We start from the raw sequence: 25241 nt of genomic DNA, 5'->3' as shown, positions 1-25241 counted from the left end.
TCACTCATGACTGAGGGCAACGATGAGGCGGAGTCGTACTTTGCTGGGGCTTACTGGGGAGCACGCAAGGAGACGCCGGAGGAGTGTGCCAGGCGGCTCGAAGCGTTCTTCAGCCTTCTTGGGCGCGTCGACCCATCATTCATCCACTGGTATCGGCAAGGTAAGTCTCGCAAGGACGCTCTGAAGCATCCCATCGAGCCAACGCTCGCGGAGTTGGAGAAGCTCCTTCGCAAAGGCAAGGACCGCATTGTCGAAGAACTCGGATTCCGGTTCAGCGCATGGAACGGTGCGAGTGACGACTACGACGGCAGTGCCTTCAAGGTGACGTGCGGGGGGTATTCTCCGCGAGTGGGCAATGCTTGCGTGCTCGACCTGCCCAGCCGAGGGCCCAATGCGGATCGGGTGCTGACCACGGACGTGCTTCGTCGCCTCGTTAGAGGTTTGGCGCTGGCTTGGGCGCCAGATTTCGCGGTGGCGATTTCGTCCGCTCACCTCCAGCTGCTCAGAGGGAATGACCCCGCCGAGATATGGCCAGGCTGGGTCCTCTACCTTGCTCGGCATCCAGGCTCGGTGCCCCCCCTTCCCGCGCCCGTGCGAATCGAGCCGGTCGAGGACAAGGGCACCCTCATCATCCTCTCACCCGAGCGCTTCACGGTCAGCAGCCCGGCGCATGTGGCGTTGGCCGAGACGGTGCGCGAGCGGTTGGACCGAGCAGGGCTGTTGAAGCCTCTCTCGGTGTGAACGGCGTTACAAGTTGAAGCCCACGTTGCCCACGGAGATGCTGGGTCCGAAGATGAAGGACCAGCGGCTGGACGGAATGACGGAGCCGTCGGAGCGGCGGGTGATGTCGTCCCGGAACTCCCTCGCCACCCACGCCTGCGCTCCCACCGCCGCTCCCGGTCCAATGGGCACGCGCAAGCTGAGCCCCATCACCACCGCCAGCGTCGGTGGGAACTCGATGTCGCCGGACTGGGGAATCAACCCCATCCCCATCAATCCCATCTCGATGCCCACCAGCCGCTCCTGCCCCTCGCTGTTCAGGAGCGCCAGGCGCGTCACCACGCCGAAGTTCAAGATGAGCTGCCCGCTGGGCTCCGTCGCGCGGTAGAGACCCGCCGGAATCGTCGCCGTCGTGTACAGCCGGAAGTGCCCGCCACTCACGATGGCCGTCCACTGCGCCGAGGGCAGCCCCGAGCGCTCCGACGTGCTCAGCGCATAGCGCGACTCGTCCGCCACCAACGACACCTGCACGAGAATCCGGTCGAACTGGGACAGCAGGCCCGGCACCGGAATCGTCCGCGCCTCGCCCTGGGGCCGCAGCAGCATCCGCTGCTCCACCCGGCTCTCCCCCCGCGCCGCGCCGTCCGCCTTGGTGACGTCGATGCGCAGCACGATTTCCTGCGTGCCCTGCTCGGGCTTCAACCGCTCGCGGTGGATGATGACCCGACACGAGTTGCGCATCTCATAGGCGATGCGGTGCGGACGGCTGGGCTCCAGCACCAGGTCCTTGCCCTCCTTGTCCGCGCACACCAGCTCCACCACGCTTTCGATTCGGATGGGCACGCTGGCCTCGCGCACCGAGCGCTGCACCCGCTCGTTGACGACGAACAGGTCCGTCGTCGCCAGGTCCCCCGGCAGCGTGGACACCTGATAGCCGAAGCGCAGCGACACGAAGCCGCCCGCGGTGGGCTCGCCCTGCACAAAGGTCGTCCCGTCCCTGGAGATGATGCTGTAGGCCCCGGCCACCGGACGCGGAACGAAACGTCCCTGCTCTCCGCTGGAGGCCACAATCAGCTCCGCCGGCCGGTTGATGGGGATGAAGTCGATGGCTCCCTCGTCCGGCAACTCCAGCGACGCGCGCGGCACCGGCAACGGCTGCGTCTTCGTCGTGTCCGACGCCACCACGGAGCCCTCCACCCGCGAGGTCTGCGCGATGACCGTCACCTGCTGCTCCGACGTGCCGCCCGTGCGCAGCAGCACATAGACGCCGTCCTGCCCCTTCACCACGCGCTCCACGCGCGCCCGCTGGTCGTTCATCGACCACAAGAGCTTGCGCGGGTCGTGCTGACACGAGGTGTCCAGCCGCACCACCATCGCCGCGTTCTCCGCGTCGCGCAGCACCGTGCCCTCCACGGCCGTGAGCGGACACGCCAGCACCGGCAACGTCTCCAGCAGCACCTGCTCCAGCACTTCTCCCCGCGCGAAGTAGATGCGCGGCGCCAGGCGCAGGCGCAGCGTCACGCTCACGTCCACCCCAGGCACGTTGCGCAGCGACACCGAGCCCTCGTTCACCTCGCAGCGCACCGGCCCGCAGTCCACCGACGCCAGCGCCTCCGAATGGCTCAACGCCACCGAGCCCGGGCCTCGCGACACATCCACGCCTCCCGACTGGATGAGCGGCTGCGTCAGCACCACGCGGCCCGGACGCAGGCGGAAGGTCTCCGGAGCCACCACGTTGCCCGCCGCGTCGTACGTCGTGACGTCCGGCCCATGTCGTCCGTGGGGCGGCGTCCAGTAGAGCGCGGTGTCCGTGGGCAGCCCGCGCGCCACGGGCACCGTGCAGCTCGCGGGCCCTCGCTCCGTGGAGGGCGCCAGGCACCGGTCCTGTCCTTCGATGAGCTGGGGCTGGGACTCGCCCCGGGGCGTCCCGCTCCAGGCGATGCCCACGTGGTCCAGCCCCGTGCCGCGCAGCTCCACGCGGCCTTCGTCCGGGAAGAAGTTCGTGCCCGCCGCGTCCACCCGGGGAAAGGCTCCGGTGGCGATGACGGTGACGCGCTCCTCGGTCGTCTCGCACTGCGCCGCGGAGGCCGCGACCTTCAGCTCCTGGATGCGAGCGTCGTCCTGGTCCACCCGCTGTGGGGGCTTCAGGGTGCGGCCGTCCGTCGCCAGCGTCCAGCCCGCGCGCAGCGGCCCGCAGACGACACCCTTCGCGACGACGGGCACGCCGGCACCGCCCTCGGGCACCTGGACGATGGGGGCGGCGACGGCCAGGCCACCCACCAGCAGCCATGTGAGACAGAGCGCGCGGACGAATTCCATCCCCCCGTTAAACAGCGAGGAAGGGCACCAGCGTCAAGCACCGTGTGCCCTTGCTCGCTCGGGTTGACACGCGAGGTGCGGTCCCCCGAGCACGCAGGGTCCGCGAGCGGAAGGCCCGAGACGAACCCCGGGCGCGTTCCTCGTCGTACGTCCGCGCGGGGCCTCGTGAAGGGCTTCAGCGCTTCTTGCGTGTCAGCAGCACGACGGCGCCGAGAATCGCGGCCATGGCGACCCAGGATTGGGCGCTCATCGACTCGCCCGCGAACACAACTCCCAGCAGCACCGCCACCACCGGATTGACGTACGCGTAGCTGGTGGCCACGGAGGGGCTCGTGTGGCGCATCAGGTAGCCATACGCGGTGTAGCCCACCAGCGAGCCGAAGGTGACCAGGTACGCGAAGGCCGCGAGCGCTCGCGCATCCGGCATGGCCGTCAGTTGCTCGCCGCGCAGGAACCCGAAGGCCAGCATCAGCGCGCCCCCGCACAGCATCTGCGCCGCGGGCGCCATCATCCCCTGGGGCATGGGCATGCGGCGCGCGAGCACGGAGCCCAACGCCCAGCTCATCGGCGACATCAACAGGGCCAGCGTGGCCCACCCGCCGCCGCCCAGCTTGCCCCCGAGGTTGAGCAGGACGATGCCGCCAAACCCCACCGCCAGCCCCCAGCGCTCCAGCTTCCCGGGCCAGTGGCCGAACAGTCCTCCGAACAGCGCCGACCACATGGGCAGGCTGCCCACCACCAGCGCCGCGACACCGGAGGGCACCCACTGCTGCGCGAAGACGAGCGCCCCGTTGCCCACACCCAACAGCAGCAACCCCACCACCGCGCTCGCGCCCCATTGCCGCGCGCCAGGCACCGGCGCGCCCTTGAGCCACATCGCTCCGAAGAGCAGCGTTCCTGCCAGCAGGAAACGCGTCCCCGAGGCCAGGAACGGCGGCATGCCACCCTGGAGTACCCAGCGGATGGCCAGATAGGTGGAGCCCCAAACGAGGTACAGCGTCACCAGGCACAGCAGGATGCGACCGCGCTGGGTGCCCGCCTGGAGCGCGTCACCGACGACAGGGGATGCGACGGGGGGGAGGGCGGGAGTGGACGGCGTGGGGAGGGACGAAGCGGCGGACGATGCGGACACGGTGGCGCGGCTTGTAGCGGCCGCCCGTCCCATGGGCCATGTGCGCATTGCCGTACCCCACAGTCGACGGAACCGTCGGGCGGTACAGTGCGAGCGCACGTCAGGTGGGGGGCGGGAGTGCCTGCTCGGCCCCCTGGTGGGTGGGGGCCAGAGTGGGGACCACCCTTCGTCCGCTCGGTCTCCTGCGCACGTGGATTGAACCCCCGGACGCGCTTTCCTACACTTGGGTCTCGTGGAGCGCTCGCGGCGCGGTGGCTGGCCGCATGCTTCAGAGTGAGAGCCCCTGGATGTCCGAAGAGCTGGGTGAACGCGAGAAGGAAGTCCTCCGGGCGGTGGTGCAGGAGTACATCTCCACGGGCGGGCCGGTGGGGAGTCAGCAGCTCGCCCGCCGCCCTGGGTTCGAGGTCTCCTCGGCCACGATGCGCAACGTGCTGGCGGACCTGGAGGAGCTGGGGTTCCTGGAGAAGCCTCACACGTCGGCCGGCCGGGTTCCCACTGATGCGGGTTACCGCTTCTACGTGGACACGCTCGTCAAGCTGAAGGACCCCACGCCGAGAGACCGTGAGCTCATCCACGCGGGCCTCTTCCATGACGCGAACCTGGAGGAGGTGCTGGGAGATGCCAGTCGACTCCTCCACTCGCTGACGCGACACGCGGGCGTCGTCGTCACGCCCCGTCCCGAGTCGGCGGTGTTCCGTCGCATCGAGTTCGTCCGCCTGCGCGAGGACCGCGTGCTCGCCATCCTGGTGGGGCAGAGCGGGCAGGTGCACAACAAGGCCATCACCGTCGACTTCCCCATCACCTCGGACGAGCTGATGCGGGCGAGCAACTACCTGTCGGAGCTGTTGCATGAGGTGCCGCTGGAGGAGGCGCGTGAGCGCATCCGCTCGGAGATGGACCAGGAGCAGGCGCTCTACAACGCGATGACGGCGAAGGCGCTCAAGCTGGGCGCGGCGGCCACGGACCTGCCGACGACGGAGCGCGTGCTCATCCAGGGGACGAACTCCTTCCTGGAGCAGCCGGAGTTCGCGGACGTGGAGCGCATGCGCGCGCTCTTCAAGACGCTGGACGAGAAGCACCGGCTGTTGTCGCTGCTGGACCAGGTGCAGCGCGCCAACGAGATGCAGATCTTCATCGGCGCGGAGAGCGATTTCTCCGCCGCGGGTGACGTGTCCGTCATCGCCAGCCCCTACGGCAACCAGGAGCAGGTGCTCGGCACGGTGGGCGTCATCGGACCGACGCGCATGGACTACCGCCGCGTGATTCCGCTGGTGAACTTCACCGCGCAGGTGCTCTCGCGCGTGCTGGAGAAGGTGTAGCCCGCGTCACTCCGCGCGGAGGAGCTCGCCTCACTCCGCGCGAGTGGCCTGGAGCTCGCGCTCGCCGCCGCCGCGCCTGACCTGGAGCCGCACCGCTGTGCCGGGCGCGCCTCGGGTGCGTGCCTCCGCTTCCATCCTGTCGCGCACCACGAGGCCATCCACCGCGAGCAGCCGGTCGCCCACCGCGACACCCGCGCGCGCGGCGGGCCCGTCCGGCGTCAGCCACGCCACGGCCACCTGTCCTCGCTCCTCGCTGAAGCCCGCGCCCACCGTGCCCGGAGACGCGCGGCGCGGGGACACCGTCACGTCACCCAGGTCCGAGGCCTCCGCCTCCGTCACCTTCACGGAGTGCGTCTCCACGCGCCCCTCGGGCGGCATCAACCGCACCGTGTGCGGACCGGGCCTGACGTCGTCCAATTGGAAGCGGCCGTCCGCGCCGGTGACGGTGTCGGGCTTCGCGGACACGGCGCGGTCCAGGAACACCGCCACGCCCGCGGCGGGGCCACCCCCTCGGCTCCACACCGCGCGCCCGATGATGGAGGCCGCGCCTCCCGTCGTGAGCGACACCTCCACGGTCGCGCTGCCGCCCGGCTCCAACGCCACCCGCGCCGAGCCCGTGCGTCCGTCATGCGTCTGCACGTGCACCTTCACCACCTGCCCGGGCGCGTCCCTCATCTCGAAGGTGTCTCCACTGAAGCGCCGCGTGGACGGGGCCAGCGGTTCCCACGGCAGCTCCTCGCCGGTGTCCTCCGTCAGCCGCAACGTGAAGCCCGCGGGCACCGCGCCACCACGCGCCACCACCTTGCCGCGCAGATGGGCCGCGGGTGAGAGACGCAGGTCCACCAGGCCCTGGCCCTCGCGCACAGAGGGCAGTCGCACCACGCGCCCTCCGTTGTGGGCCACCAGTTCCTCCAATGGCGGCGCGCCCGAGGGACGCGTGGGGATGGCGAACGTCCCGTCCTCGTCCGCATGCACGCGCATGGTGAAGGGCATGCTCCCGCCCTGCACCGCCGCCACCACGGCGAAGGGACTGGGCGTGCCGGAGGGCTCGCGCACCGTGCCGGAGATGCCGCGCTCCTCCACGAGCACCAGGTCCTGCTGCACGGCGCTCCCCGCGTTCACCGTCACGCTCGGGTCGTCGTCCTGAAAGTAGATGAAGCGCGCGCGAGGCAGCACCGCGGTGAGCTGGTACACGCCCGCCGGCAGCTCGAGCTGATACAGGCCCGCCGCGTCCGTCTCCGCCCACGCCAGGTCCGACGTGCCACCCGGAGCGCCGCGTGGCACCGCGCGCACCACGGCGGGCTCGGACAGGGGCTCGCCCGAGGCCTGTGTCACGCGTCCCTGCACCATGCCGGACTCCGTCAGCGTCAGGTCCACGCGCGTGCGCACGCCGGCCTTCAACGTCTCCATGCGGCTCGTCCAACCCTGCGAGCCATCTCTGCGCGCGCGCACCGACGTCGGTCCGGGCAACAGCCCGCTCAGTGTGTACGCGCCTTGCGTGTCCGTGCGCGTGGTGCTCGCGGCGCCTCCGCCCCTTCGCGGTTGGGCGCGCACCTCCGCGCCCGCCACCGGCTGCCCACTGGGATTGAGCACGACGCCTTCGACCTCGGCCGTGGCCGGCTCCAGCTTCACATCGAGCGTCCCGGGCGCCCCCTCGGTCACCACCACTCCCTCATGCGTGGCGCTCGCGAAGCCCCGCGCCCGCACCGTCACGTCGTACTCCCCGGGCGGCAGGGCCAACTGGTAGAGGCCCTCGCCGCTGGACGTCGTGCGGCCCAGCTCGCCATCGGCGCCCGAGGGACTGACGACCACCACCGCGTCACGCACCGGCGCGCCATCGCCCGTCGACACCACCTGCCCGGTCAGCCCGCTCGCCGCGCCCAGCCTCACGGTGAGGCCGCGCAGCGTCTGGCCCGGGGCCACGAACAGCGTGCCGGGCACGCGGCCCAGGGTGTCGCCATGTCGCGCGGTCACCACCCAGTCACCTCCGCCCACCTCGAGCGCGAAGCCGCCGCCCTCGCTGGTGGCGGTGTTCACGGGCTCCCTCCCTCCCGACGCCGTCACCTGCGCGCCGGAGACGGGCTGGCCCTGCGCGTCCACCACGAAGCCCTCCAGCGTGCCCGCGCCCCACAGCCCCACCACCAGCTCTCCCTGCTGGGGCACATGGAGGAAGCGCAGCGTGCGGCGGCTGTAGCCCGGTGCCTCGGCCGTGAGGCCATAGCGGCCCGGCGCCAGTCCGGAGAACTGGAACTGGCCGCGCCCGTCGCTCGTCGCCGTCACGGCCTCCTCCGCCATCGTCGCGGGCTCCGCCCAGGCGATGGCGGCTCCGGGATACGGATGGAGCGTCACCTCCGCCAGCGGCACCGGCTCGCCGCCTTGTTCCTCCACGGTGCGGCCCTGGAGCGTCACACCCGCGCTCAGCGTCAGCTCGACGGACGTCTCCGACTCACCCGAAGGACGCGTGGCCTCGCGGCGCGCGGGCGCATGGCCCTGCGCGCGCGCGGACAACAGGTAGTCACCGGGTCGGGTCGGCAGTCGCAGCGTGCCGTCCTCGGCCGTGACGCCCTCGCTCGCGAGCCGCCAGGAGTACGGTGAAGTATCGGCGCGGTTCATCGCCTCGTTGCGCCAGGCCCGCACACTCGCGCCCGGCACCGGACCCGAGGGCCCCACCACTCGCACCACGAAGGCGCCTTCCTCGGCGGCCGCGGGCTCGTCACGAGCCGTCGTGGCCGACACGGGCTCGGCGCGGGCGACGAGGCCTCCGACGTTGGCGGTGGGACTCGCGTGGAGCCCCGAGGGCGTCGGGTGGGACGGCGCGCCGGGCCTCGGCACGCGGAACCAGAGCAGCAGCACCGCGCCAATGGCGAGCAGCGCGGCGAAGAAGAGGGGACGGTGGGACCGCAGGCGCATGTTGGCTCGTCCTCGGGAGGACGCCAGCGTAGGCCAGCCTGGGTCATTTCGGAATTATGCGGGAGCGGGGGCGTAGACGCGCAGGGCCGCGGGGGCCACCTCGAAGCGCATGGGCGTCAGGCCGACGAGCTCCCCGTCCGCGTTGACCTCCTGCGCCGGAGTCGCCTCGACGTACAGCCGCACGGCGCGCAGCGAGGTGACGGCGGGATTCTCCCCATGCTCCCCGCTGCGGACCGCCAGCGCCACCCGCGCGAGCGTGGCCAGGTCCTGGAGCTGCCCCAGGCCCGTGCCGTCACGGCCGGACGTCGTCGAGGGCGCGGAGACGGCGTAGACGTGCAGCCGCCGGTCATCCAGGCGCGCGTCGGGCGCCACCATGTTGCCGGCGCCGTGGTACAGCCCGTTGCCCACCACGAGCTGCAGCACATCCAGCTCCAGCTCCTGGTCATCCGCCTTGATGCGGATGCGGAAGGGGCGGAGGTCCTTCGCCTCGGCGGCGGCGGCCACCGGATAGGCCAGCTTGCCCGCCCGCTGCTTCAGTTGTTTCGTCAGGCGCCGCGCAATCGCCGAGGCCAGCCCCAGGCTCGCCGCGTTGAGGAACGGCCGCCCGTTGGCCAGGCCCACGTCCACGCGCGCGGTGTAGCCCCGAGCGATGACGTCACACGCGGACTCCACGTCGGGCTCAATCCCCAGCGAGCGCGCGAAGTCGTTGCCGGTGCCCAGCGGCAGCACGCCCAACGTCACGTCGCGTCCCAGCAGGTGCGCCACCACGCCGCTCAGGGTGCCGTCTCCGCCGCCGACGATGATGCGGCGGGTGCCTTTGCCCAGCACCTGCTCCAGCACGCGGCGCAGCCGTCCGCTTTTCGACAGCGCGTGGCTCTCCGCCACGATGACACCGCGCGAGGCGAGGGCGGCCCGGGCAAGCGCATAGGCCTCCCGGCCCGAGCGCGACTGCGTGTTGACCACCAGGGCCGCGGGCCCGTCGTCCGGGGCCAGCCGGCGTGGAGGCTCGATGAGCGCGGGTTCCAGGGGGACCTCCTCCTTGCTGCGTGCGGGAAAAGGTGTGCACTCGGAGTCCAAGGGGCCAGCGGGCCCCGGGGGATGACGACCGAAAGCCACCAGCCAGTCGAAGCGCCGAGGCCCGGAAGAGGGCAACCTGGGAGACGAGGGGTTCAGTCCTCCGCGTCGCGTCCCTCGATGATGCGGCGCTGGATGTCCTGGCGCAGCGCCAGGGCCTCCTCGGTGCTCAGGCGGCCGTCGCCGTTGGTGTCATACGTGGCCAGCAGCGTCGCGCGGCGCTCCTGGGCCGCCTCCACGCGGTCCGCGCGCAGCGCCACGCGCTCGCCCGCGTCGAGCACGCCGTTGTCATTCGTGTCGTACGTCACCAGCCGCTCCTGCCGCCGCGTCTCCCACCGGGCGCGCCGGGCCACCCGGGCCGCCTGCCGCTCGGACTCGTCCAGCGAGCCGTCGCCGTTGGCGTCGTGCTGCTCCAATCGCTCGGTGCGCAGGCGCTGGCAGCGCGCCTCCATCGCATCCACCATCGCGACGCGCTCCTCGCTGGACAGCACGCCGTCGCCGTTCTCGTCGAAGGCCCAGCGCACGCGCCAGAAGGCCCAGTGCCGCGCGCGGCGGCCGAGCTGCGCCAGGCGGGGACGCAAGCTGTCGCGCCGCTCACCCACGTCCGCCTTCAGCTCGCGCAGCTCCCGCACGTTCAGCTTGCCGTCGCCGTCGTCGTCGTACTTCTCCACCACCACCTGGCGGTACGCGCTGAAGTCGCACGTCTTCCCGTCGTCGGTGGGCTCCGTCTCCAGGCCTGTCACGTCCTCGTCGGCCATGGCCTCGCGCTGCGAGGCGTCCGTGTCCGCCACCGCGTCCGCGCCCAGCGCGCCGTCTTCCTCGGCGGCGGTGAGATAGGACGCGGCCTCGCCCACGTACTGCGTGGTCTCGTCCGGCGCGTCATCGCCACAAGCGGCGAGCCCGAAGGGCAGGGTGAAACACAGCGCTGCGGCGAGGATGCGACGGTGAGCGGTGATTCGGTTCATCGGAAGGGCTCCAGGTTCGAAGTGCGGCGGTGTCCGGCCTCGCTTTGCTGAAACCCGGTGCGTCAGAAGAAGTTGCGGCGGTGGACAGCGGTGGGTGTCCCGCCCCTTCCCGGCGCCAGGGGCGCTGCACACCTTTCAGGCACGGCCGGCTGCATGCCGGCGGAGCACGAAGCCTGGAGGTTGCCGCATGGCACGAGGAAGCAAGGCGAAGTACACGGCGAAACAGAAGCGGATGGCCGCGAAAATCGAGAAGGGCTACGAGAACCGGGGCACGTCGGAGAAGAAGGCCGCGGCGAGGGCCTGGGCCACGGTGAACAAGGCCACGGGCGGTGGGATGAAGGGTGGCTCCGGCAGCAGGGCGAAGGTGGCCCGACGCCGTCCCCTGGTGAAGGCCGCCGCGAAGAAGGCCGCGAGAAAGCGCACCGCCGCGCAGCGCTCCGCGTCGGCCCGCAAGGCGGCGGCCACGAGGAAGCGCAACAAGCCGGTGCGAGCCACGCGCTCCGGGAGCAAGTCCACCGTGCGTCGCGCGGCGGGTCGCCGGGTCACCGCGCGTCGCGGCTCCACGAGCACGCGCGCCAAGAGCGGCACGGCGCGAAAGAGCACGCGGAGCGTCTCCAAGCGCGGCGCCAGCAGGCGGACCTCGCGCGGCTCGCGCAAGTAGGGCGTGAGCGGCTCCGTGCCCCCTCCCCGGTGACTTTCGGGGTGGGGCGCGGACGCCCTGCTGCTTCAGCGGTTCTCTTCGTCCTTGGAGGCCGGCGGCGTGGCGCCGGGTCCATTCCACGGCCAGTCGACCGAGGAGTCCTCGGCCAGCCGCAGCAGCTCCGAGGGGTCCTTCACCAACAGACGGCAGCCCGCGGCGCGCAGGTCCTCCGGAGAGAAGCCTCCGGCCAGCATGCCCACGGTGGACAGGCCCAGCTTGCCCGCGGCGAGCGCGTCATACGGCGTGTCGCCCACCACCACCGTCACGTCCGGCGCGGGACGGCCCAGCCTGGCCAGCGCGCTCTCGAAGATGTCGGGGTGGGGCTTGCTCTTGTCCACCTCGTCCTTGCTCGCCTTCGTCTCGTACAGGCCGTCGATGCCGCACAGCCGCACGTAGTGCTGCAGCTCGTCGTCGTTGGCGCTGGAGGCCAGGGCGATGCGCCGCCCGTGCTGACGCAGGCGCTGGAACAGCTCCCTCACGCGAGGAAACGGCCGCACCTTGGGCAGGAACTCCTTCAGGAACAGCTTGGAGCGGTACTCCTCCAGCTCCTTGCCGAAGCGCTCCAGCTCGTCGTCGTTGAAGAAGACGGGAATGAGCTGATCCGCGCCCTTGCCAATCTGACTGCGTACGTGTGCGAACGGGAAATCCCTGCCGAAGTGCAGGAACGCGCGTCTCCACGCCTCGGCATGCTCGTCCACCGAGTCCACCAGCGTTCCATCCACGTCGAAGATGACGTTCTCCACCATCGCGCGCCTCCCGGGCCAAAGTGGGGACGCCCCGGGTGGCGGTCAACCGCCCGTGGGTGGGTTCTCCGCAGGCGCCTCCACCAGTGTTCGTGTCTTCACATCGTAGCCCTCGGGCGGCATGAGGGTGAAGGCATCATTGGGAGGGGGGCTGTTCAGCTCCACACGTCCCAGCACCGTCTCGCCGATCTTCCGCCCGCCCAGCCACCGGGTGAGGCGCTTGGGGACGCACAGTCCCAGGGCCGTGTCGCAGTGCTCCTCCTCCATGCGCACCTCCGCCTCGGTGCCGTCCGGCGCGCGCGAGCGCTTGTCCAGGAAGTCGAGCCCCGGCCAGCGCAGCACGTACACCAGCGCCATGCCCTCGGCCTCGCCCCCCAGCGTGGCGGTCAGCTCCACGGCCTCCTGGGCGCGGGGGTGCTTCACGCGGCGCAGGGTGGCGCCCCGGGAGAGCAGCGGCGCGCGGAAGCCCTCCGGCGTGAAGACCCCGAAGGTCTCCGTGAGGAAGCCCGCGAGCTTCGCGGGCGGCAGCTCCGACTTGAACGTGGTGAAGCGCTTCTCGCTGTCGAGCTGCTCGAAGAGGTGGGTGCCGTCCCACGAGAAGATGCGCGTGGGCGGCGTGCCCAGCGTGCCGCGCATGCGCTGGGGCGCGCGGTAGTCGTAGGTGAAGGGGACCGCTTCCTGGCCCTCGTCCTTCACCGTGCCGGCGAGGTGATAGCCGGAGAGCTTCGCGTCGCGCTCCGCCAGCCGCTGCTTCACCTGCCCGGCGAGCGCCGCGGTGTCGTCCGTCTTGCGTGAGCAGCCCGCGAGGGCGAGGAGGACACAGGGGGCGACGAGGCTGGGGCGCATGGAATGAGAAAGTGGGTCAGGAGGGGGGCTGAAACGCAAGGAGGCCCTCCTGTCGCCAGGGGGCCTCCCGAAAGGTGCCGCCGTGAGGGCCGGCCGCCTGACTACTTCACCGCCACGCCGGTGGCGGAGGAGGAGGTGATGCCGATGATGGTGCCGAACAGGGCGTAGATGCCGTGACGGGGGGTGGTGCTGGCCGACTTCAGGTCGACCTTGGACGCGCCCATCGCCTTCGCCTCGGCGATCAGGAGCTTGTTCACCACGGTGTCCAGGTCGCTCTGGACGATGTCGATGATGTGGAAGATGGCGGTCAGGCCCAGCGCGTTGGTCTGGATGACGGCCACGGCCTCACCGTTGGCCGCGATCTCGGTGCCGGAGACAACGGCGCTCTCGACGCTGGTGCAGCCGATGAGGCTCGACGCGGCAACGGCGGACAGGATGAGCTTCTTCATGGTTTTCCCCTCGTTAGGATGTTGCTTGGATGGTGGTCGAGCACTCCCAGGAAGAGAGCGCCCGTCCGTTTGATTGGGACCGCAAGCGGCGGGGTTCGTACCAGATGTCGACTCCATGTCAAGGTCCGTCCGGACACACTGTACGCCCGTCGGTAGAGCGCGCTCGCGTTGCAATGCACATCTCGCCTTGCTAGCCCAACCCCGAGGCTCCTGAATGGACATCGTCCCCGCCGCACGTCCCGCGCCCCGGTACTGGCTTCACCTGCTGCTGCTGCTGCTGACGGTGGTGACGACCTTCACCTCGTACCTGCTGTACTTCCACTTCCAGCGGCCCTACTCGCCGGACGAGGTCTCCACCGAAGCGGCGCTGCGCGCGCTGTCGTTCAGCCTGTCGCTGCTGGCGATTCTGGGCACCCACGAGATGGGCCACTACGTGCTCGCGCGCCTCCACCGCGTGGACACGTCGCTGCCGTACTTCATCCCGCTGCCGGTGCTGGGCGTGGGCACGCTGGGCGCCGTCATCCGCATCCGCGACCGCATCCCCCACCGCAATGCGCTGGTGGACATTGGCGCGGCGGGGCCGCTGGCGGGCCTGGTGGTCGCGCTGCCCATCCTCTACTGGGGGCTTTCGCACTCCACCGTGGTGGACGCGCCCCAGGTGCCTTCCCAGTTCCCCGGCGAGGCGTCGCTGTGGGTGTATGGGAAGGATTTGTTCACCTGGGTGATGGCGAAGCTGACGCACGCGCCCGCCGCGCCGGAGGAGACGTTTCATGGCGTACAGACCCTGTTTGGTGACAGCCTGTTGATGCAGGGGCTGACGTGGCTGGCGTTGGGGCCCCTGCCGGAGGGCAAGGACGTGCTGGTTCATCCAGTGGTCATCGCGGGCTGGTTCGGTCTGCTCGTCACGCTGCTCAACCTGATGCCCATGGGGCAGCTGGATGGCGGGCACCTGGCGTTCGCGCTGTTGGGCCGTCACGCGCACTGGGTGGGGCGCGCCATGGCGGCGCTGCTGTTGTTCCTCACGCTCTTCGTCACCGCGTCCTGGGGGCTGTGGCTCCTGGTGACGAGCAAGGTGGTGGGCTTCGGGCATCCGGAAGTGGTGGAGCCGCTGGAGCCGCTCAGTCCCTCGCGCAAGCTCATCTGCGCGCTGTGCCTCTTGGCCCTCATCGGCTGCGCGATGCCCGTGCCGCTGCGACAGGTGGTGACATGAAGTTCCAGTGTGAAGCCTGTGAGCGGCTCATCCCCCTGGAGTCCTTCCGGATGGAGGGGGGCGGGCTGGTGGTGCAGTGCCAGCGCTGTGGCGCGGAGAGCCGCGCGCGCGCGTCGTCGCAGGTGGTGTTGTCCAACGAGGGCTCGGGCTCGTCCCAGTCCGCGTCGTCGGAGGATGCGTCCTCGCCGTCCCTGCCCGCGCGCGCCAGTTCGCCCGCCCTGCGCGTGGTGCGGGGCGCGACGGTGCCCGTGACGCTGGACGACGAGTCGCTCTTCACGCCGCCGCCGGGACACTGTCCCAAGTGCGTGTCGTCGCGGCGGGAGGTGGACACGTCCTGCGCGCAGTGCGGGCTGGTGTACGCCAACTTCCTGGCGGAGGACCACCAGCCCTCGGAGGATTTGAGAGGGGCCTGGCGCTCGCTGGCGGAGCGTTGGGAGGAGTGGGAGGCGCACGACAGGCTGCTGACCCTGGCCATGGGACGCGGGGAGCTGGCGTCGGCGGGGCGGCTGTATCGCGTGCGGCTGGCGCGGGCGCCGGACGACGCCGTGGCGCACCGGGCCCGGGAGGAAGTGGTGCGCCGGGCCACCCTGGTGGTGCCCACGGAGGTGGAGCCCTCGGAGCTGTCGGCAGGCAAGCGGCGGCTGCGCACGGCGGCCATCGCGGTGCTCTCGCTGGTGGTGTTGATGCTCTTCGCGTTCGTCATCCAGCGCGTGCGAATGCTCCTGTCGGGCGAGCTGCCCTGACGCGGTGGGCGGCGCCTCTTTCGTGGGGCGGCCGGCCATGCGGGCGAGGGGCGTGGACAATGGACGGAAACGGGCCTGGGGCGCGACTGGCTGCTATCGTCTCGGGCTGCTCCCGCGAGGCTCGCCACTCCCGATGACGCTCCCTGTCTCTCCGTCACTCACCGTCGACAGCCTGCTCGGTCCGGGGGGCGCGCTCCAGGTGGCCCTGCCCGCGTACGAGCACCGGCCGGAGCAGCTCCAGATGGCGCGCGCCGTGGAGCGGGCCTTCGCGGAGCGCAGCTACCTGTTGGCGGAGGCGGGCACGGGCACGGGCAAGACGCTCGCCTACCTGGTGCCCGCGTTGTTGTCGGGCCGCCGCGTCGTGGTGTCCACGGCGACGAAGACGCTACAGGACCAGATCTTCTTCAAGGACCTGCCGCTGCTGCGCGAGAAGATGGGGCTCACCTTCGAGGCCGCGTACCTCAAGGGGCGCAACAACTACCTCTGCCTGCACCGCTACGGGGCCTTCGCGAAGGAGCCGCAGTTCGGCTCGCGCGACGAGGCCCGGTACTGGCCCAAGCTGAAGGCCTGGGCGGAGGACACGCAGACCGGGGACCGCAGCGAGCTGGACCTGCCGGAGTCCTTCAGCGCGTGGGCGCGGCTGTCCACCACGTCCGAGACGTGCGTGGGCACGCGCTGCCCGCTGTACGAGACGTGCTTCGTCACGCGCATGCGCAAGCGCGCGGAGAGCGCGGACCTGCTGGTGGTCAACCACCACCTCTTCTTCGCGGACCTGTCGCTGCGCAGCTCCGGCAAGCGCACCGAGGGCGTGCTGCCGTATTACGAAGCCGTCGTCTTCGACGAGGCGCATGCGCTGGAGGACGCGGCCAGCGGCCACTTCGGCGTGGGCGTTTCGAACTACCGGCTGGAGGAGCTGGCGCGCGACGCGGTGGCGTCGTTGAAGGAGGACGACTCCAGGCACGCGATGTTGCGCGCGCTGACGGCGCGGCTGCGCACCGGCGCGGATGCGTTCTTCGCGCAGGCGCCCCGGGCGCTGGGGCTGTCCGGCAACGAGGCGTCGGTGGCGTTGCAGCCGGAGACGATGGGCAAGCTGTCCACGGCGCTGGAGGGTGTGCGCGAGGGCCTGGCGGCGCTGTCCGCGTTCACCGCGGGCGAGCGCGAGCCGGAGCTGGCCGCGATTACGCGCCGCGCGGACGAGCTGGAGGAGCAGCTCTCCTTCCTGGAGAAGGCGGAGTCGTCGGACCACGTGTACTGGGCGGAGCAGCGCGGCAAGGGCCTGTTCCTGCGTGCCAGTCCGATTGACGTGGCGAAGGAGCTGCGCGAGCGGATGTACGGCGCGCTCGATACGGTGGTGTACACGTCCGCGACGCTGGCGGCGGAGAGCCGCTTCGACTTCTTCGCCCGGCGGATGGGGTTGTATGGCGAGGATGGCCAGACGGTGACGCGCGTGCGCACGCTGGCGGTGCCCAGCCCGTTCGACTATCCGCGCCAGTCCGCGCTGTACCTGCCCACGCACCTGCCGGACCCGAGCGCCCCGGGCTTCATCGAGGCGGCGGCGGAGGAAATCGTCCAGCTCTGCGAGGTGACGGGGGGCCGGGCCTTCGTGCTCTTCACCTCGCTGCGCAACATGGTGCGCGCGTATGAGCTGGCGGCGGGGCGGCTGCCGTACCAGGCGCTGCTCCAGGGGGAGCGGCCCAAGCAGCAGTTGCTGGAGGCGTTCCGCGACACGCCGAGCGTGCTCTTCGCGGCGCACAGCTTCTGGGAGGGCGTGGACGTGCCGGGAGACGCGCTCAGCCTGGTCATCATCGACCGGCTCCCGTTCGCCTCGCCGGGAGACCCGCTGGTGGCCGCGCGAATCAAGCAGCTCCAGACGCGAGGGGAGGAGCCCTTCGAGCAGTACCAGCTCCCCCAGGCGGCGCTGGCCCTGCGTCAGGGCTTCGGGCGCCTGATTCGGACCCAGTCCGACAAGGGCATCGTCGCGATGTTGGACCGGCGCATCCTCACCAAGGCGTACGGGCGTGTCTTCCTGGACAGCCTCCCCGACGCGCGGCGGCTGGACGACCTGGTGGAGCTGAGCCGCTGGTTCAACGGCCCGGTGCGCCCGGTGCGAGCCTTGCGTTCGGTGGAGTGAGCCGGGTTTTTTCGGGCGAAATTGCCCGAGAATCCGGCTCGGTTCGTATGCCATCGGCCGGGTCTGCTGCCCACGGCCGTCCTCGCACCCCAGAGCCCTGACGTGGACTGTCCGGTCCTTTCATTCCCGCGCCTCGTCCTGTTCGCCGCCGTGGCGCTGGTGTGTGCGTGTGAGCCCATCTCGCTGTCTCCCATTGCGTCGGACCCGGCGGACTCGGGCTCCGGCTCGGACGACGGGGGCGACGGTACGGGGGGGAATGACCCGGATGGAGGTGAGGAGCTCGGTGCTCCGGACGGTGGGGGTCCGATTCCGGAGGACGCGGGAGTGGACGGTGGGCCGCGAATCCCCCGTCCCCCGCTGGGCGATGGAGGGGTGGATGCGCGGATGACGGAGTGGAACACCTGCGTGTGGGGGTGGCAGTCGCGGACGGTGCTTCCGCTGGGGAACGACCGGGGTTATCCGCAATTCGCGCTGGATGCGGACGGCGAGGCGTACCTGGTCGAGTACACCGGCGAGGTCCTGCGGGTGGTGACCACGAAGCCCTGGCGCGTGTTCGCCGACATGGAGGTCGTGGGAGGGCAATGGTGGTTGGGTGGCATCCGGGTGGATGCGTCGGGTGACCTCCACCTGGCCCTCAACCCGCGGTTCGATGACCTGGTGGCGGTGGTCCCCACCGATATCCTCCACCACTCCGAGGGCCGTTGGGAGCGTGTTCGGCTGTCGAGTGGTTGGGTGCGCGCGTTCGACCTGGATGCGTCGGGGCGGTTCCATGTGCTCTCGCTGGTGGATGCCGAGAAGCATCGAATCAACTACGTGCAGGGTCGCATCGGTGATGTGACGGTCGTCGACACGGGCCTCGAGCTGGGCGTGATTTTCACCCACCTGTCGATGCGCGTGGATGCCCGGGGCAAGGTCCATGTGACGTATGAGGGTGGGGCCTCCGCTGGCCGTCCTGTCATCTATTACGCCACGAATGCCTCGGGGACCTGGGTGAAGGAGCAGGTCGCCGCCGAGGGGGCGTTGCCGGTCATCGCGGTGTCGCCAGCAGGGGTGCCGCATATCCTCTGGGCGAGTGTGGGCGTCGTGAGTCTGAGCACTCGGAGTGCCGAGGGGGAGTGGTCCACGACCGTGCTTCCCTTCGAGGGGGGCGGGGAGATGAGGATCTCCTCGTCGGGCGTGGTGCATGTGCTGCGCAATCTGGGAAGGCAGTTGGAGTATCGCAACAACGCGCAAGCGGGTTGGGTGGCGAACACGGTCGTTGCTCGGGAGGCCAGTTCCCTGAATCTGCCCTTCCATGACTGGGCCCTGGAGGTGGACGCCCGGGGCCGCGCGCATGTCATGTACTCCGAGCTGGTCGAAGACGGGGTGCGAATGCTCCGGCGCATCGGCTATTCGCGGCAGTGTCCGTGAGCGTCAAGGGGCATCGCGAAGTCGCAGGCCCACGCGCGCGAGCAGCGGCGGCCCCAGCGTGTCCACTCCCGCGCGGCCCGCCAGGTACTCGCGGTCGAAGAGGTTCTCCACCGCGGCGAACAGGTCCACCTTCCAGAAGAGGCGCCGACTGACGGCGGCGTCCACGACGAGCGCTCCACCCATGCCTCGCTCGTTGAGGTCATCCTCGAACTGAGGACCGGTGACGCGCAGTTGCACGGTGGCGGTGACGAGAGATGGGTCCTCGAACGTGAGGCTGGCGGCGCCTCGGTGTCTGGGGTCTTGCGCGAGCTGTCTGCCGACGAGCGCCGGCTGTCCGGGCGCATCCGTGACGGTGGGGTCCACGAAGGTGTACCCGAGGAGCGCGGTCCACCGGCGCGACAATCTCCAGTCGAGACTGGTCTCCACTCCGCGCACGCGGGCCTTGCCCAGGTTCTGGCGCTCACGGCCCGAGCCATCGGGGAGCGTGACGTTCGTGATGGGGTCCTCGAGCACGTTCCAGAAGCCGGTGACGCGGGCGGTGAGCGTGCGAAGGGGTTCGACTTCCACACCGGCCTCCGCGCCCCACAGGCGCTCCGCGCCGAGGTTCGCGTTGGCGGCGGTGAACACGGTGCCGACCTGGAAGGGACGATAGAGCTCGTTGAGCGTCGGTGCGCGGAAGGCCCGATACCCGGAGGCACGCAGCGTGACAGCGTCCCAGGGGCGCAAGCGCACGCCCAGCCGTGGACTGAGCTGGTTCTCGGTGCGGTCCTCGAAGGGCGTGGTGTCCACTGTGCCGCTGGCTCGTTCGACTCGCTGAAGTCCTTGGGTGTTTCGCCAGACGTCGAAGCGGAGCGCCGCGGACAACTCCAGGGCGGAGGTGATGGCGTAGAGGTCCTGGAGGAACACGCCACCGGTCCACTGCGTGCCGCCAGCATCGCGGGCGAGGACGGTGTCCGGAGTCTGCGTGGGCGGGAAGAGTTGCTCGCGGGAAGTGCCCGCCATGCGTCGGGCATCGAGACCGGCGGAGAGCTGATGGGTGCCTCCCGCGTTCCAGCTCGGAGCCGTCCACACGAGCGAGGCGCCCTGGTCATCCGCGGGGACGTCCTGGGACGCGGCGAGGGACTCGGCGGCGCGGTCCTGGGCGACGCGGGCGCGGTTCTGTTCGAAGCGCAGGGCTCGGCCGAAGAGGTCCAGGGAGAAGGTGCCCAGCGTGTCGGTCTGGAGTCGAGCACCCGCGCCGAACTGCGCCAGCTCCACGCGAGCGGTGGTGAAGCGGGTGCCGCCGTTCTGGTTCTCACGGAAGAGGTTGGCGCGAGCGGACAGCGTCAGTGCATCGGAGGCCTGGGCTTCCACGCGGCCGTTGAGGACGACGTGATTGCTGGGCGTGTCGCTGTCGATGGCACCGCGCTGGCCTGGGGTGACGATGCGGTAGCCGTTGCTCGTGAGCAGCTCGGTCTCGACGGCGGCGGCGATGGCCCCCCAACGTTGGGCTCCGCGTGCGGCGAGGAGACCGGTGTCGCGGTTGCCGTAGGAGACGTCCGCGTCGAGTGCCGGGCCGGTGATGGGCCGAGAGATGAGCTGGACGACGCCGCCGAGCGCGGAGCTGCCATAGAGGGCGGAGCCGCCACCGGGGACGACCTCGATGCGCTCCAGCCCGAGCCGAGGCAGCGAGCGCCAGAAGACCCATCCACCGAGCGGGTCGTTGACGGGAACGCCGTCCAGCAGGACGAGGGTACGAGAGACGCCGGACGGAGCAAGGCCCCGCAGGTTGAGGCCCTGGGCAGTCGGGTCGGAGACGAGGCTCGGCGTGCGGCGGAAGGTGGCGACCGAGGGCAGGGAACGGACGAGGGTGTCCTGCGTCAGCGTGGGACTGCGATCGATTTCTTCACGAGGGAGCACCACGGTGGTGGCGGGCACATCTCGCACGGGGCGCGGAAGGCGCGTGCCCGTGACGACGGTGCGTGACGATGCGCTTGTCTCGTTTGGCGGTACTGCGCTTGATGGCGCCTCAGAGGAAGCGGGCACATCGGCGACGGGACGAGAAGGCGCTTCAGGCTGCGAGGGGGCCTCGGCGAAGGCGCGGGAGGCCGCCTGCTCCATGGGCGCATCGACAGCGACACGAGGGGACGTCTCAGGCGCCGTGGGTACATTCTCGGCGGGCCGCTCCGGAACAGGCGTGGAGGGGCCGTCGGAGCTGGTGGTGCGAGTGCGCGACTCAGGAGACGAGGATGGGCCGATGACGGTGTTCCGCGCGCCGGGCTCCGTCGTCGTTGTTCCGGTGTCCGGTGTCTGGGCCCAGGCCAGTGAAGAGAGCAGAACCCAGGGAACCACGAGCCGATGAGGCGATGACGGGATGCGTGACGACCTGCGCGACATGTCTGACGGTTCCCTTTCGGTCCTGGCGCTCTCGGCGCGTCAGTATGTCCCCACCTCGTATACGGGCGACCGCTGAGCGTCATGGGGCGAATCGAGGCCGAGAGGTATCGTCCAGTTCGCAACGCGTGAGGGGGCGGTTCGGATGTGTGGTCAGGACGTGCTGGAGCGGGCTTCACACCCGCGAGGCGGAGTGATGCGGGTGCTCGCCGCGCGGAGACTCAATGACAAGGACTGCGCGGTCTCCCTCGAGGTGACCGGGTCACATTACGAACTCGTGGCCGAGCGCATCTGGGAACCCGAGGAGGGGATGGGACTGGCGTTGAGCGATTTCTCGCCACCGCGTGTCTTCGCCGACCTGCCGCTCAGCGCGCGCCAGGTTCGTGAGCTGGTTCGCGCGGCGGTCCTCACCCACCGGGGTGAAGCCCTGCCGTTCCCACTGGAGGTTCCCGAGTAGCGAGCAGGCGAGCTCTCACCCGCTCGTGTCGCGCGGTGCGAGGCCGCGCACGGTGTGCACCGCGGTGTCCACCTCCGCGAGGATGCGACGCGCGTGGAGCAGGAACACCTCTCCGGCGGGCAGCAGGCTCATTCCCTGTCGCGTGCGCTCGAAGAGCGGCGTGCCGAGCTCATCCTCGAGTGCGAGGATGTGGCGGCTCAGGGGCGGCTGGGTGAGATGGAGCCGGCGGGCGGCGCGGCCCACGTGCCGCTCCTCGGCCACCGCGACGAAGGACTGGAGGTGGGTGATGCTCACGGCCCCAGGTTAGCGCGATCGCCCCTTTCGCGCACCCCCGCCCCCGGGCGCGATACCGAAACAGCATTGGACGCTGAAGGCCCCCGGAGACACCTTGGCTCCCCATGGGAACTCCATTGTTCAAGGGCACCGAGGTGGAGCGTCTGCGTCTCGCGGGCGCGGCGGCGGCGGGCACGCTCGCCTGGGTCGCGGGGAAGCTGACGCCGGGCATCTCCACGGGGGACATCAACGAATGGGTGCGCGAGGACACTGCTCGTCGAGGCGGCACACCCAGCCAGCTCGGCTACCACGGCTTCCCCGCGACGGTGTGCACCAGCCGCAACCACGTCGTCTGTCATGGCGTCCCGAATCCGCACGAGAAGCTGGCGCTCGGGGACATCATCAACGTGGACGTCACCACGTGCCTGGACGGCTACCACGGAGACACGTCGGCCACGTTCTGCATCGGTGAAGTGTCCGATGATGCTCGGCACGTGGTGGACGTGGCGCGTCGGTGTCGTGATGTGGGCGTCTCCGTCGTGCGTCACGGTGCTCGGATGGGCGACATCGGCGCGGCCATCCAGGAACTGGCGGAGCGGGAAGGGTGCAGCATCGTTCGGGAGTTCGGCGGGCACGGCATTGGACGCTCCATGCACGCGCCGCCCCACGTGCCCCACTTCGGCACGAAGGGCACGGGCATCACCCTGCGCTCCGGCATGGTGCTCACCATCGAACCGATGGTGAACCTGGGCCGCCCCGAGATTCGAATGCTCTCGGACGGTTGGACGGTGGTGACCGATGACGGCAGCCTCTCCGCGCAGTTCGAGCACACCATCCTCGTGACGCGCGAGGGCTGCGAGGTGCTCACCCCGTACCCAGGTGCATACCCCCTGATTCCATCCGCCTCCCCTCCGTCACAACCCGAGGCCCGCTGAGTCGAGCCAGCTCACGGGCCTGTTCAGTGATGCACCCTGGATGCACTGTCGCCGTCACTCGCGCTGAATCCCCCGAGCCTCCGGCTGTTTGATGCCGACGGGAATTGAGGCTAGACGTGAGGCCTGCGAGTGGGGACCGCATGCGCGCACGAGGCGACCAGGTCGGAATCGGGAGTGTGGTGCTGGGCGTCGTCCTGCTCGCGGCGGGAATCCCCCTGCTGGTGCCTAGGCACCTGTTGCGTGAGGACTCCGCGGCCGTGAGCCAACGGGAGCCGAACCCGGTGGCTCGGCTCGAAACACCTCCTGTCCCGCGCAAGGATTCACAGGAGTCTGTTCTTCACGTCGAACAGGTCCAGGGCCCTGGTGGCCTCACGGTGGAGGTGGCGACTCCCGCTCCCGCGACGTCTCCGCTGACGCGGTTCGCGAAGGACGCGTTGGTGCCACTGACACCGGACGAGGAGGCCTTGCTGCGCGAGGAGCCCGTCGACGACCTGGCAACGCTCGTGACGCGAACGGAGCGAGCCTTCCAGGACGCGAGCCCCGAGACGCGTGCGCGCCAGGAGCGGCGCTATCTCGCCGCGCTCAACCTCGTCGCGAAGGTTTCCGCCCCACCGGCGGAAGACACGCACGCGAGGGACCAGGACGCGCGCTACCAGCAGGCGCTCGCGCGAGAGCAGGCGAAGTGGAGAGACCTCTCGCCCGAGGAGCAAGCGCGCGCGCAGGAGACCTTCAAGGAGTGGTTCTTTCAGGGGGAGCAGAAGCGATGAAGTCGTTCATGGGGGCGCTTCGCGCGGTGTTGCTGCTGGCGCCGATGATGGCGTGGGCGGGACCGCACTACGTGGCATCGCGGGACTGGGGCAGCTTCATCTGGCTGAGCACCTGGCTCGACGCGGGACAGACGTACACCTTCGAGACGCGAGACCTGGCGGGCTCCGCACCCGACACCGTGTTGCACGTGCTGCGCGACAGGAGTGGCTGGAGCCAGGTGGCCGTGAGTGACGACTGCCAGGGAAACACGCGCTCGTGTGTGACGTTCGTCGCGCCGGACTCCGGCTACTACCGTGTCTGGGTGCGCGCCTACGCGGAGGGGCGCGGAGGCACGGCGAGCCTGTATCGCAACGGGACGCTGCTCCTGTCGCAACAGCCCTTCGGCGGCGTGCCGCTCCTCTTCGCGTGGAATGCCAAGGACACCTTCAGGGCCTCGGCCACGAGCCCCGGCGGAGGAGACCATCTGCTCTTCCTGCTGCGCTCCAATACCGAGTACCTCCAGCACGATGACGACAACGGGCCGAAGTACTACCCGCTCGTCACCGCGACGAGCGCGCAGAACGTCGGCACCCAGCGCGTGGTGGTGGGGCGCTATCCGGGCAGCGCGGGCACGGCGACCTTCGTCCACGACGAGGAACTCTGGTCCACCATCTTCGATGACAACGACGGTGACGAGGACGGGCTCTCGGACTCGCTCGAGCCGCTCATTGGCCTGAGTCCGAACAACGAGGACTCGGATGGGGACTCGATAGCGGACACGCTGGAGGTGTTCGGCAACGACGGCTTCTCCTTCTCCGAGTGGAGCAGCCCCACGGCGAGAGACCTCTACGTGGAGATCGACTGGATGCAGCACCCGACGAACCCGTACCTCACTCGGCAGCCATACGCGGGACTGGCGGCGGACGCGGCGGCGGTGTTCGCCCAGGAGACGGGCGGGAGCGTGCGACTGCATGCCTTCATCGACAGCGTGCTGCCCTGGTACGAGGTGGTCTGTTACGGGAGCTGCCCTGGCGGCGTGGACTTCTACGCGCTGAAGCAGAGCGCCTTCTCGTCAGCGAATCCGGAGCGTCGGCCGTACTTCCATTACGCGATGTGGGCCAACCGGCACTCGAGCCTCACGAGTTGCTCCTCCGGCAAGGCCGAGCTGCTGGGCAATGACCTCATCATCAGCATGGGCTGCTTCAGCAGTCCGAGCATCCAGGAGCAGCGCGGCACCTTCATCCACGAACTGGGCCACAACCTGAACCTGGACCACAACGGCAATGACGTGGCGGGGCAGTACAGCGTGGTGCACGACAGCGTGATGAACTACCGCTACCAGTTCGCGGGCGTGAGCAACTCCGGGTGGCACTCGTACTCGTTTGGAGACAACGGGTGCGCGGCGTGTGGTTCGTCACCGAAGGCGGAGTGTGTCGACTGTCGCGATGGTTTCCTGGGCTGCGGCTTCCCGGGCTGCGGCTCCTGCGACTGTGACGTGGGGGAGTGGGGCTCTCTGGAGCTCGACTTCTCCGACGATGGCGACGCGGATGACGGCGCGGGCCGTGGCTCGAAGCGCTCACTGATGACCCGCTATGTTCCGGACGACAAGGGTGGCCCCGCGCGCTTCCAGCCGAGGGTTCCGCACGAGGAGTCCTCACTGGTGAGACGGCGTGACGACGTCCGCCGCAAGCGGGAGCGGCTCATGTCACGAGGCCGCGTGGAGGGCCGCGACTTCCATGTGTCGGCGGATGGAACGCTGCTGTACGCGGAGTGCCTCTGACCGCG

At 70.0% G+C, this 25241-nt stretch carries 22 protein-coding genes; 12 read left to right on the top strand and 10 right to left on the bottom strand.

Going from position 1 to position 25241, the window contains the following annotated elements; genetic code table 11:
* Positions 1–6 precede the first annotated feature (6 nt).
* Entirely contained in the window at positions 7–741 is a 735-nt protein-coding gene (locus G4D83_RS08270; RefSeq protein ID WP_163864132.1) for an immunity 52 family protein, read from the top strand.
* A gap of 6 nt (positions 742–747) precedes the next feature.
* Here the strand turns inward: G4D83_RS08270 and G4D83_RS08265 are convergent, their stop codons facing one another.
* On the bottom strand, positions 748–3039 hold the full coding sequence (locus G4D83_RS08265) for a hypothetical protein (RefSeq protein WP_176436921.1): 2292 nt from the start codon (positions 3037–3039) through the stop codon (positions 748–750).
* A 175-nt stretch (positions 3040–3214) separates the two neighbouring features.
* On the bottom strand, positions 3215–4171 hold the full coding sequence (gene yedA / locus G4D83_RS08260) for a drug/metabolite exporter YedA (RefSeq protein ID WP_240356208.1): 957 nt from the start codon (positions 4169–4171) through the stop codon (positions 3215–3217).
* A gap of 287 nt (positions 4172–4458) precedes the next feature.
* On the opposite strand from yedA, the gene hrcA reads away from it, so the two are divergent.
* Positions 4459–5490, top strand: coding sequence for a heat-inducible transcriptional repressor HrcA (gene hrcA / locus G4D83_RS08255; protein ID WP_141646294.1), 1032 nt, complete (start codon positions 4459–4461; stop codon positions 5488–5490).
* 30 nt (positions 5491–5520) lie between these two features.
* On the opposite strand, the gene G4D83_RS08250 is transcribed toward hrcA, so the two are convergent.
* The 3 genes from G4D83_RS08250 to G4D83_RS08240 all read right to left on the bottom strand — a co-directional run bounded on the left by G4D83_RS08250 (position 5521) and on the right by G4D83_RS08240 (position 10439).
* Entirely contained in the window at positions 5521–8400 is a 2880-nt protein-coding gene (locus G4D83_RS08250; RefSeq protein WP_163864130.1) for a carboxypeptidase regulatory-like domain-containing protein, read from the bottom strand.
* A gap of 54 nt (positions 8401–8454) precedes the next feature.
* Positions 8455–9366, bottom strand: coding sequence for a lipid kinase (locus G4D83_RS08245; RefSeq protein WP_163864359.1), 912 nt, complete (start codon positions 9364–9366; stop codon positions 8455–8457).
* Between the two features lie 203 nt (positions 9367–9569).
* Entirely contained in the window at positions 9570–10439 is an 870-nt protein-coding gene (locus G4D83_RS08240) for an EF-hand domain-containing protein (protein ID WP_163864129.1), read from the bottom strand.
* Positions 10440–10626: 187 nt separating this feature from the next.
* On the opposite strand from G4D83_RS08240, the gene G4D83_RS08235 reads away from it, so the two are divergent.
* Positions 10627–11100, top strand: a complete 474-nt coding sequence (locus G4D83_RS08235) for a transcriptional regulator (RefSeq protein WP_163864128.1) — start codon at positions 10627–10629, stop codon at positions 11098–11100.
* Between the two features lie 65 nt (positions 11101–11165).
* On the opposite strand, the gene G4D83_RS08230 is transcribed toward G4D83_RS08235, so the two are convergent.
* From G4D83_RS08230 to G4D83_RS08220, 3 genes are all read right to left on the bottom strand, one after another.
* A complete protein-coding gene (locus G4D83_RS08230; protein WP_163864127.1) occupies positions 11166–11885 on the bottom strand; it encodes an HAD family hydrolase in 720 nt (239 codons plus the stop codon).
* 42 nt (positions 11886–11927) lie between these two features.
* Positions 11928–12728, bottom strand: coding sequence for a hypothetical protein (locus G4D83_RS08225; RefSeq protein WP_163864126.1), 801 nt, complete (start codon positions 12726–12728; stop codon positions 11928–11930).
* 101 nt (positions 12729–12829) lie between these two features.
* Positions 12830–13177 (bottom strand): hypothetical protein, encoded by a 348-nt coding sequence (locus G4D83_RS08220; protein ID WP_163864125.1) that lies wholly within the window; start codon positions 13175–13177, stop codon positions 12830–12832.
* Positions 13178–13391: 214 nt separating this feature from the next.
* On the opposite strand from G4D83_RS08220, the gene G4D83_RS08215 reads away from it, so the two are divergent.
* The 4 genes from G4D83_RS08215 to G4D83_RS08200 all read left to right on the top strand — a co-directional run bounded on the left by G4D83_RS08215 (position 13392) and on the right by G4D83_RS08200 (position 18671).
* The gene (locus G4D83_RS08215; RefSeq protein ID WP_163864124.1) at positions 13392–14387 is read left to right on the top strand and encodes a site-2 protease family protein; all 996 of its coding nucleotides are present in this window, start codon (positions 13392–13394) and stop codon (positions 14385–14387) included.
* Positions 14384–15130 (top strand): hypothetical protein, encoded by a 747-nt coding sequence (locus G4D83_RS08210; RefSeq protein ID WP_163864123.1) that lies wholly within the window; start codon positions 14384–14386, stop codon positions 15128–15130. Before G4D83_RS08215 ends, G4D83_RS08210 begins: the two co-directional genes overlap by 4 nt.
* Positions 15131–15263: 133 nt before the next feature.
* On the top strand, positions 15264–17261 hold the full coding sequence (locus tag G4D83_RS08205; RefSeq protein WP_163864122.1) for a DNA repair helicase YoaA: 1998 nt from the start codon (positions 15264–15266) through the stop codon (positions 17259–17261).
* A 102-nt stretch (positions 17262–17363) separates the two neighbouring features.
* Positions 17364–18671, top strand: coding sequence for a hypothetical protein (locus G4D83_RS08200; RefSeq protein WP_163864121.1), 1308 nt, complete (start codon positions 17364–17366; stop codon positions 18669–18671).
* A 3-nt stretch (positions 18672–18674) separates the two neighbouring features.
* Here the strand turns inward: G4D83_RS08200 and G4D83_RS08195 are convergent, their stop codons facing one another.
* Positions 18675–20597, bottom strand: a complete 1923-nt coding sequence (locus tag G4D83_RS08195) for a TonB-dependent receptor (protein ID WP_240356207.1) — start codon at positions 20595–20597, stop codon at positions 18675–18677.
* 214 nt (positions 20598–20811) lie between these two features.
* On the opposite strand from G4D83_RS08195, the gene G4D83_RS08190 reads away from it, so the two are divergent.
* Both G4D83_RS08190 and G4D83_RS08185 read left to right on the top strand, forming a co-directional pair.
* Entirely contained in the window at positions 20812–21012 is a 201-nt protein-coding gene (locus G4D83_RS08190; RefSeq protein WP_163864119.1) for a hypothetical protein, read from the top strand.
* A 228-nt stretch (positions 21013–21240) separates the two neighbouring features.
* Positions 21241–21501: a hypothetical protein gene (locus tag G4D83_RS08185; protein ID WP_163864118.1), complete on the top strand. Its 261-nt coding sequence runs from the start codon at positions 21241–21243 to the stop codon at positions 21499–21501.
* Between the two features lie 15 nt (positions 21502–21516).
* Here the strand turns inward: G4D83_RS08185 and G4D83_RS08180 are convergent, their stop codons facing one another.
* Positions 21517–21795 (bottom strand): LysR family transcriptional regulator, encoded by a 279-nt coding sequence (locus G4D83_RS08180; protein ID WP_163864117.1) that lies wholly within the window; start codon positions 21793–21795, stop codon positions 21517–21519.
* Positions 21796–21899: 104 nt separating this feature from the next.
* Between G4D83_RS08180 and map the strand changes: the two genes are divergently transcribed.
* The 3 genes from map to G4D83_RS08165 all read left to right on the top strand — a co-directional run bounded on the left by map (position 21900) and on the right by G4D83_RS08165 (position 25236).
* A complete protein-coding gene (gene map, locus G4D83_RS08175; protein ID WP_163864116.1) occupies positions 21900–22709 on the top strand; it encodes a type I methionyl aminopeptidase in 810 nt (269 codons plus the stop codon).
* Between the two features lie 140 nt (positions 22710–22849).
* Positions 22850–23476, top strand: coding sequence for a hypothetical protein (locus G4D83_RS08170; RefSeq protein WP_163864115.1), 627 nt, complete (start codon positions 22850–22852; stop codon positions 23474–23476).
* The gene (locus G4D83_RS08165) at positions 23473–25236 is read left to right on the top strand and encodes a zinc metalloprotease (protein ID WP_163864114.1); all 1764 of its coding nucleotides are present in this window, start codon (positions 23473–23475) and stop codon (positions 25234–25236) included. Before G4D83_RS08170 ends, G4D83_RS08165 begins: the two co-directional genes overlap by 4 nt.
* Positions 25237–25241 lie beyond the last annotated feature (5 nt).

It is taken from the genome of Myxococcus eversor (assembly GCF_010894455.1).
Taxonomy (GTDB): Bacteria; Myxococcota; Myxococcia; order Myxococcales; family Myxococcaceae; genus Myxococcus; species Myxococcus eversor.
The sequence above is the reverse complement of the archived record's forward strand: the minus strand, read 5'-3'. Positions and strand labels throughout refer to the sequence as shown.

What these genes read in the sequence shown, in the direction of transcription:
- G4D83_RS08270 (WP_163864132.1), top strand. Translation starts at nt 7, where the DNA reads ATGACTGAGGGCAACGATGAGGCGGAGTCGTACTTTGCTGGGGCTTAC.
- G4D83_RS08265 (WP_176436921.1), bottom strand. Translation starts at nt 3,039, where the DNA reads ATGGAATTCGTCCGCGCGCTCTGTCTCACATGGCTGCTGGTGGGTGGC.
- hrcA (WP_141646294.1), top strand. Translation starts at nt 4,459, where the DNA reads ATGTCCGAAGAGCTGGGTGAACGCGAGAAGGAAGTCCTCCGGGCGGTG.
- G4D83_RS08250 (WP_163864130.1), bottom strand. Translation starts at nt 8,400, where the DNA reads ATGCGCCTGCGGTCCCACCGTCCCCTCTTCTTCGCCGCGCTGCTCGCC.
- G4D83_RS08240 (WP_163864129.1), bottom strand. Translation starts at nt 10,439, where the DNA reads ATGAACCGAATCACCGCTCACCGTCGCATCCTCGCCGCAGCGCTGTGT.
- G4D83_RS08235 (WP_163864128.1), top strand. Translation starts at nt 10,627, where the DNA reads ATGGCACGAGGAAGCAAGGCGAAGTACACGGCGAAACAGAAGCGGATG.
- G4D83_RS08230 (WP_163864127.1), bottom strand. Translation starts at nt 11,885, where the DNA reads ATGGTGGAGAACGTCATCTTCGACGTGGATGGAACGCTGGTGGACTCG.
- G4D83_RS08225 (WP_163864126.1), bottom strand. Translation starts at nt 12,728, where the DNA reads ATGCGCCCCAGCCTCGTCGCCCCCTGTGTCCTCCTCGCCCTCGCGGGC.
- G4D83_RS08220 (WP_163864125.1), bottom strand. Translation starts at nt 13,177, where the DNA reads ATGAAGAAGCTCATCCTGTCCGCCGTTGCCGCGTCGAGCCTCATCGGC.
- G4D83_RS08215 (WP_163864124.1), top strand. Translation starts at nt 13,392, where the DNA reads ATGGACATCGTCCCCGCCGCACGTCCCGCGCCCCGGTACTGGCTTCAC.
- G4D83_RS08210 (WP_163864123.1), top strand. Translation starts at nt 14,384, where the DNA reads ATGAAGTTCCAGTGTGAAGCCTGTGAGCGGCTCATCCCCCTGGAGTCC.
- G4D83_RS08205 (WP_163864122.1), top strand. Translation starts at nt 15,264, where the DNA reads ATGACGCTCCCTGTCTCTCCGTCACTCACCGTCGACAGCCTGCTCGGT.
- G4D83_RS08185 (WP_163864118.1), top strand. Translation starts at nt 21,241, where the DNA reads ATGCGGGTGCTCGCCGCGCGGAGACTCAATGACAAGGACTGCGCGGTC.
- map (WP_163864116.1), top strand. Translation starts at nt 21,900, where the DNA reads ATGGGAACTCCATTGTTCAAGGGCACCGAGGTGGAGCGTCTGCGTCTC.
- G4D83_RS08170 (WP_163864115.1), top strand. Translation starts at nt 22,850, where the DNA reads ATGCGCGCACGAGGCGACCAGGTCGGAATCGGGAGTGTGGTGCTGGGC.
- G4D83_RS08165 (WP_163864114.1), top strand. Translation starts at nt 23,473, where the DNA reads ATGAAGTCGTTCATGGGGGCGCTTCGCGCGGTGTTGCTGCTGGCGCCG.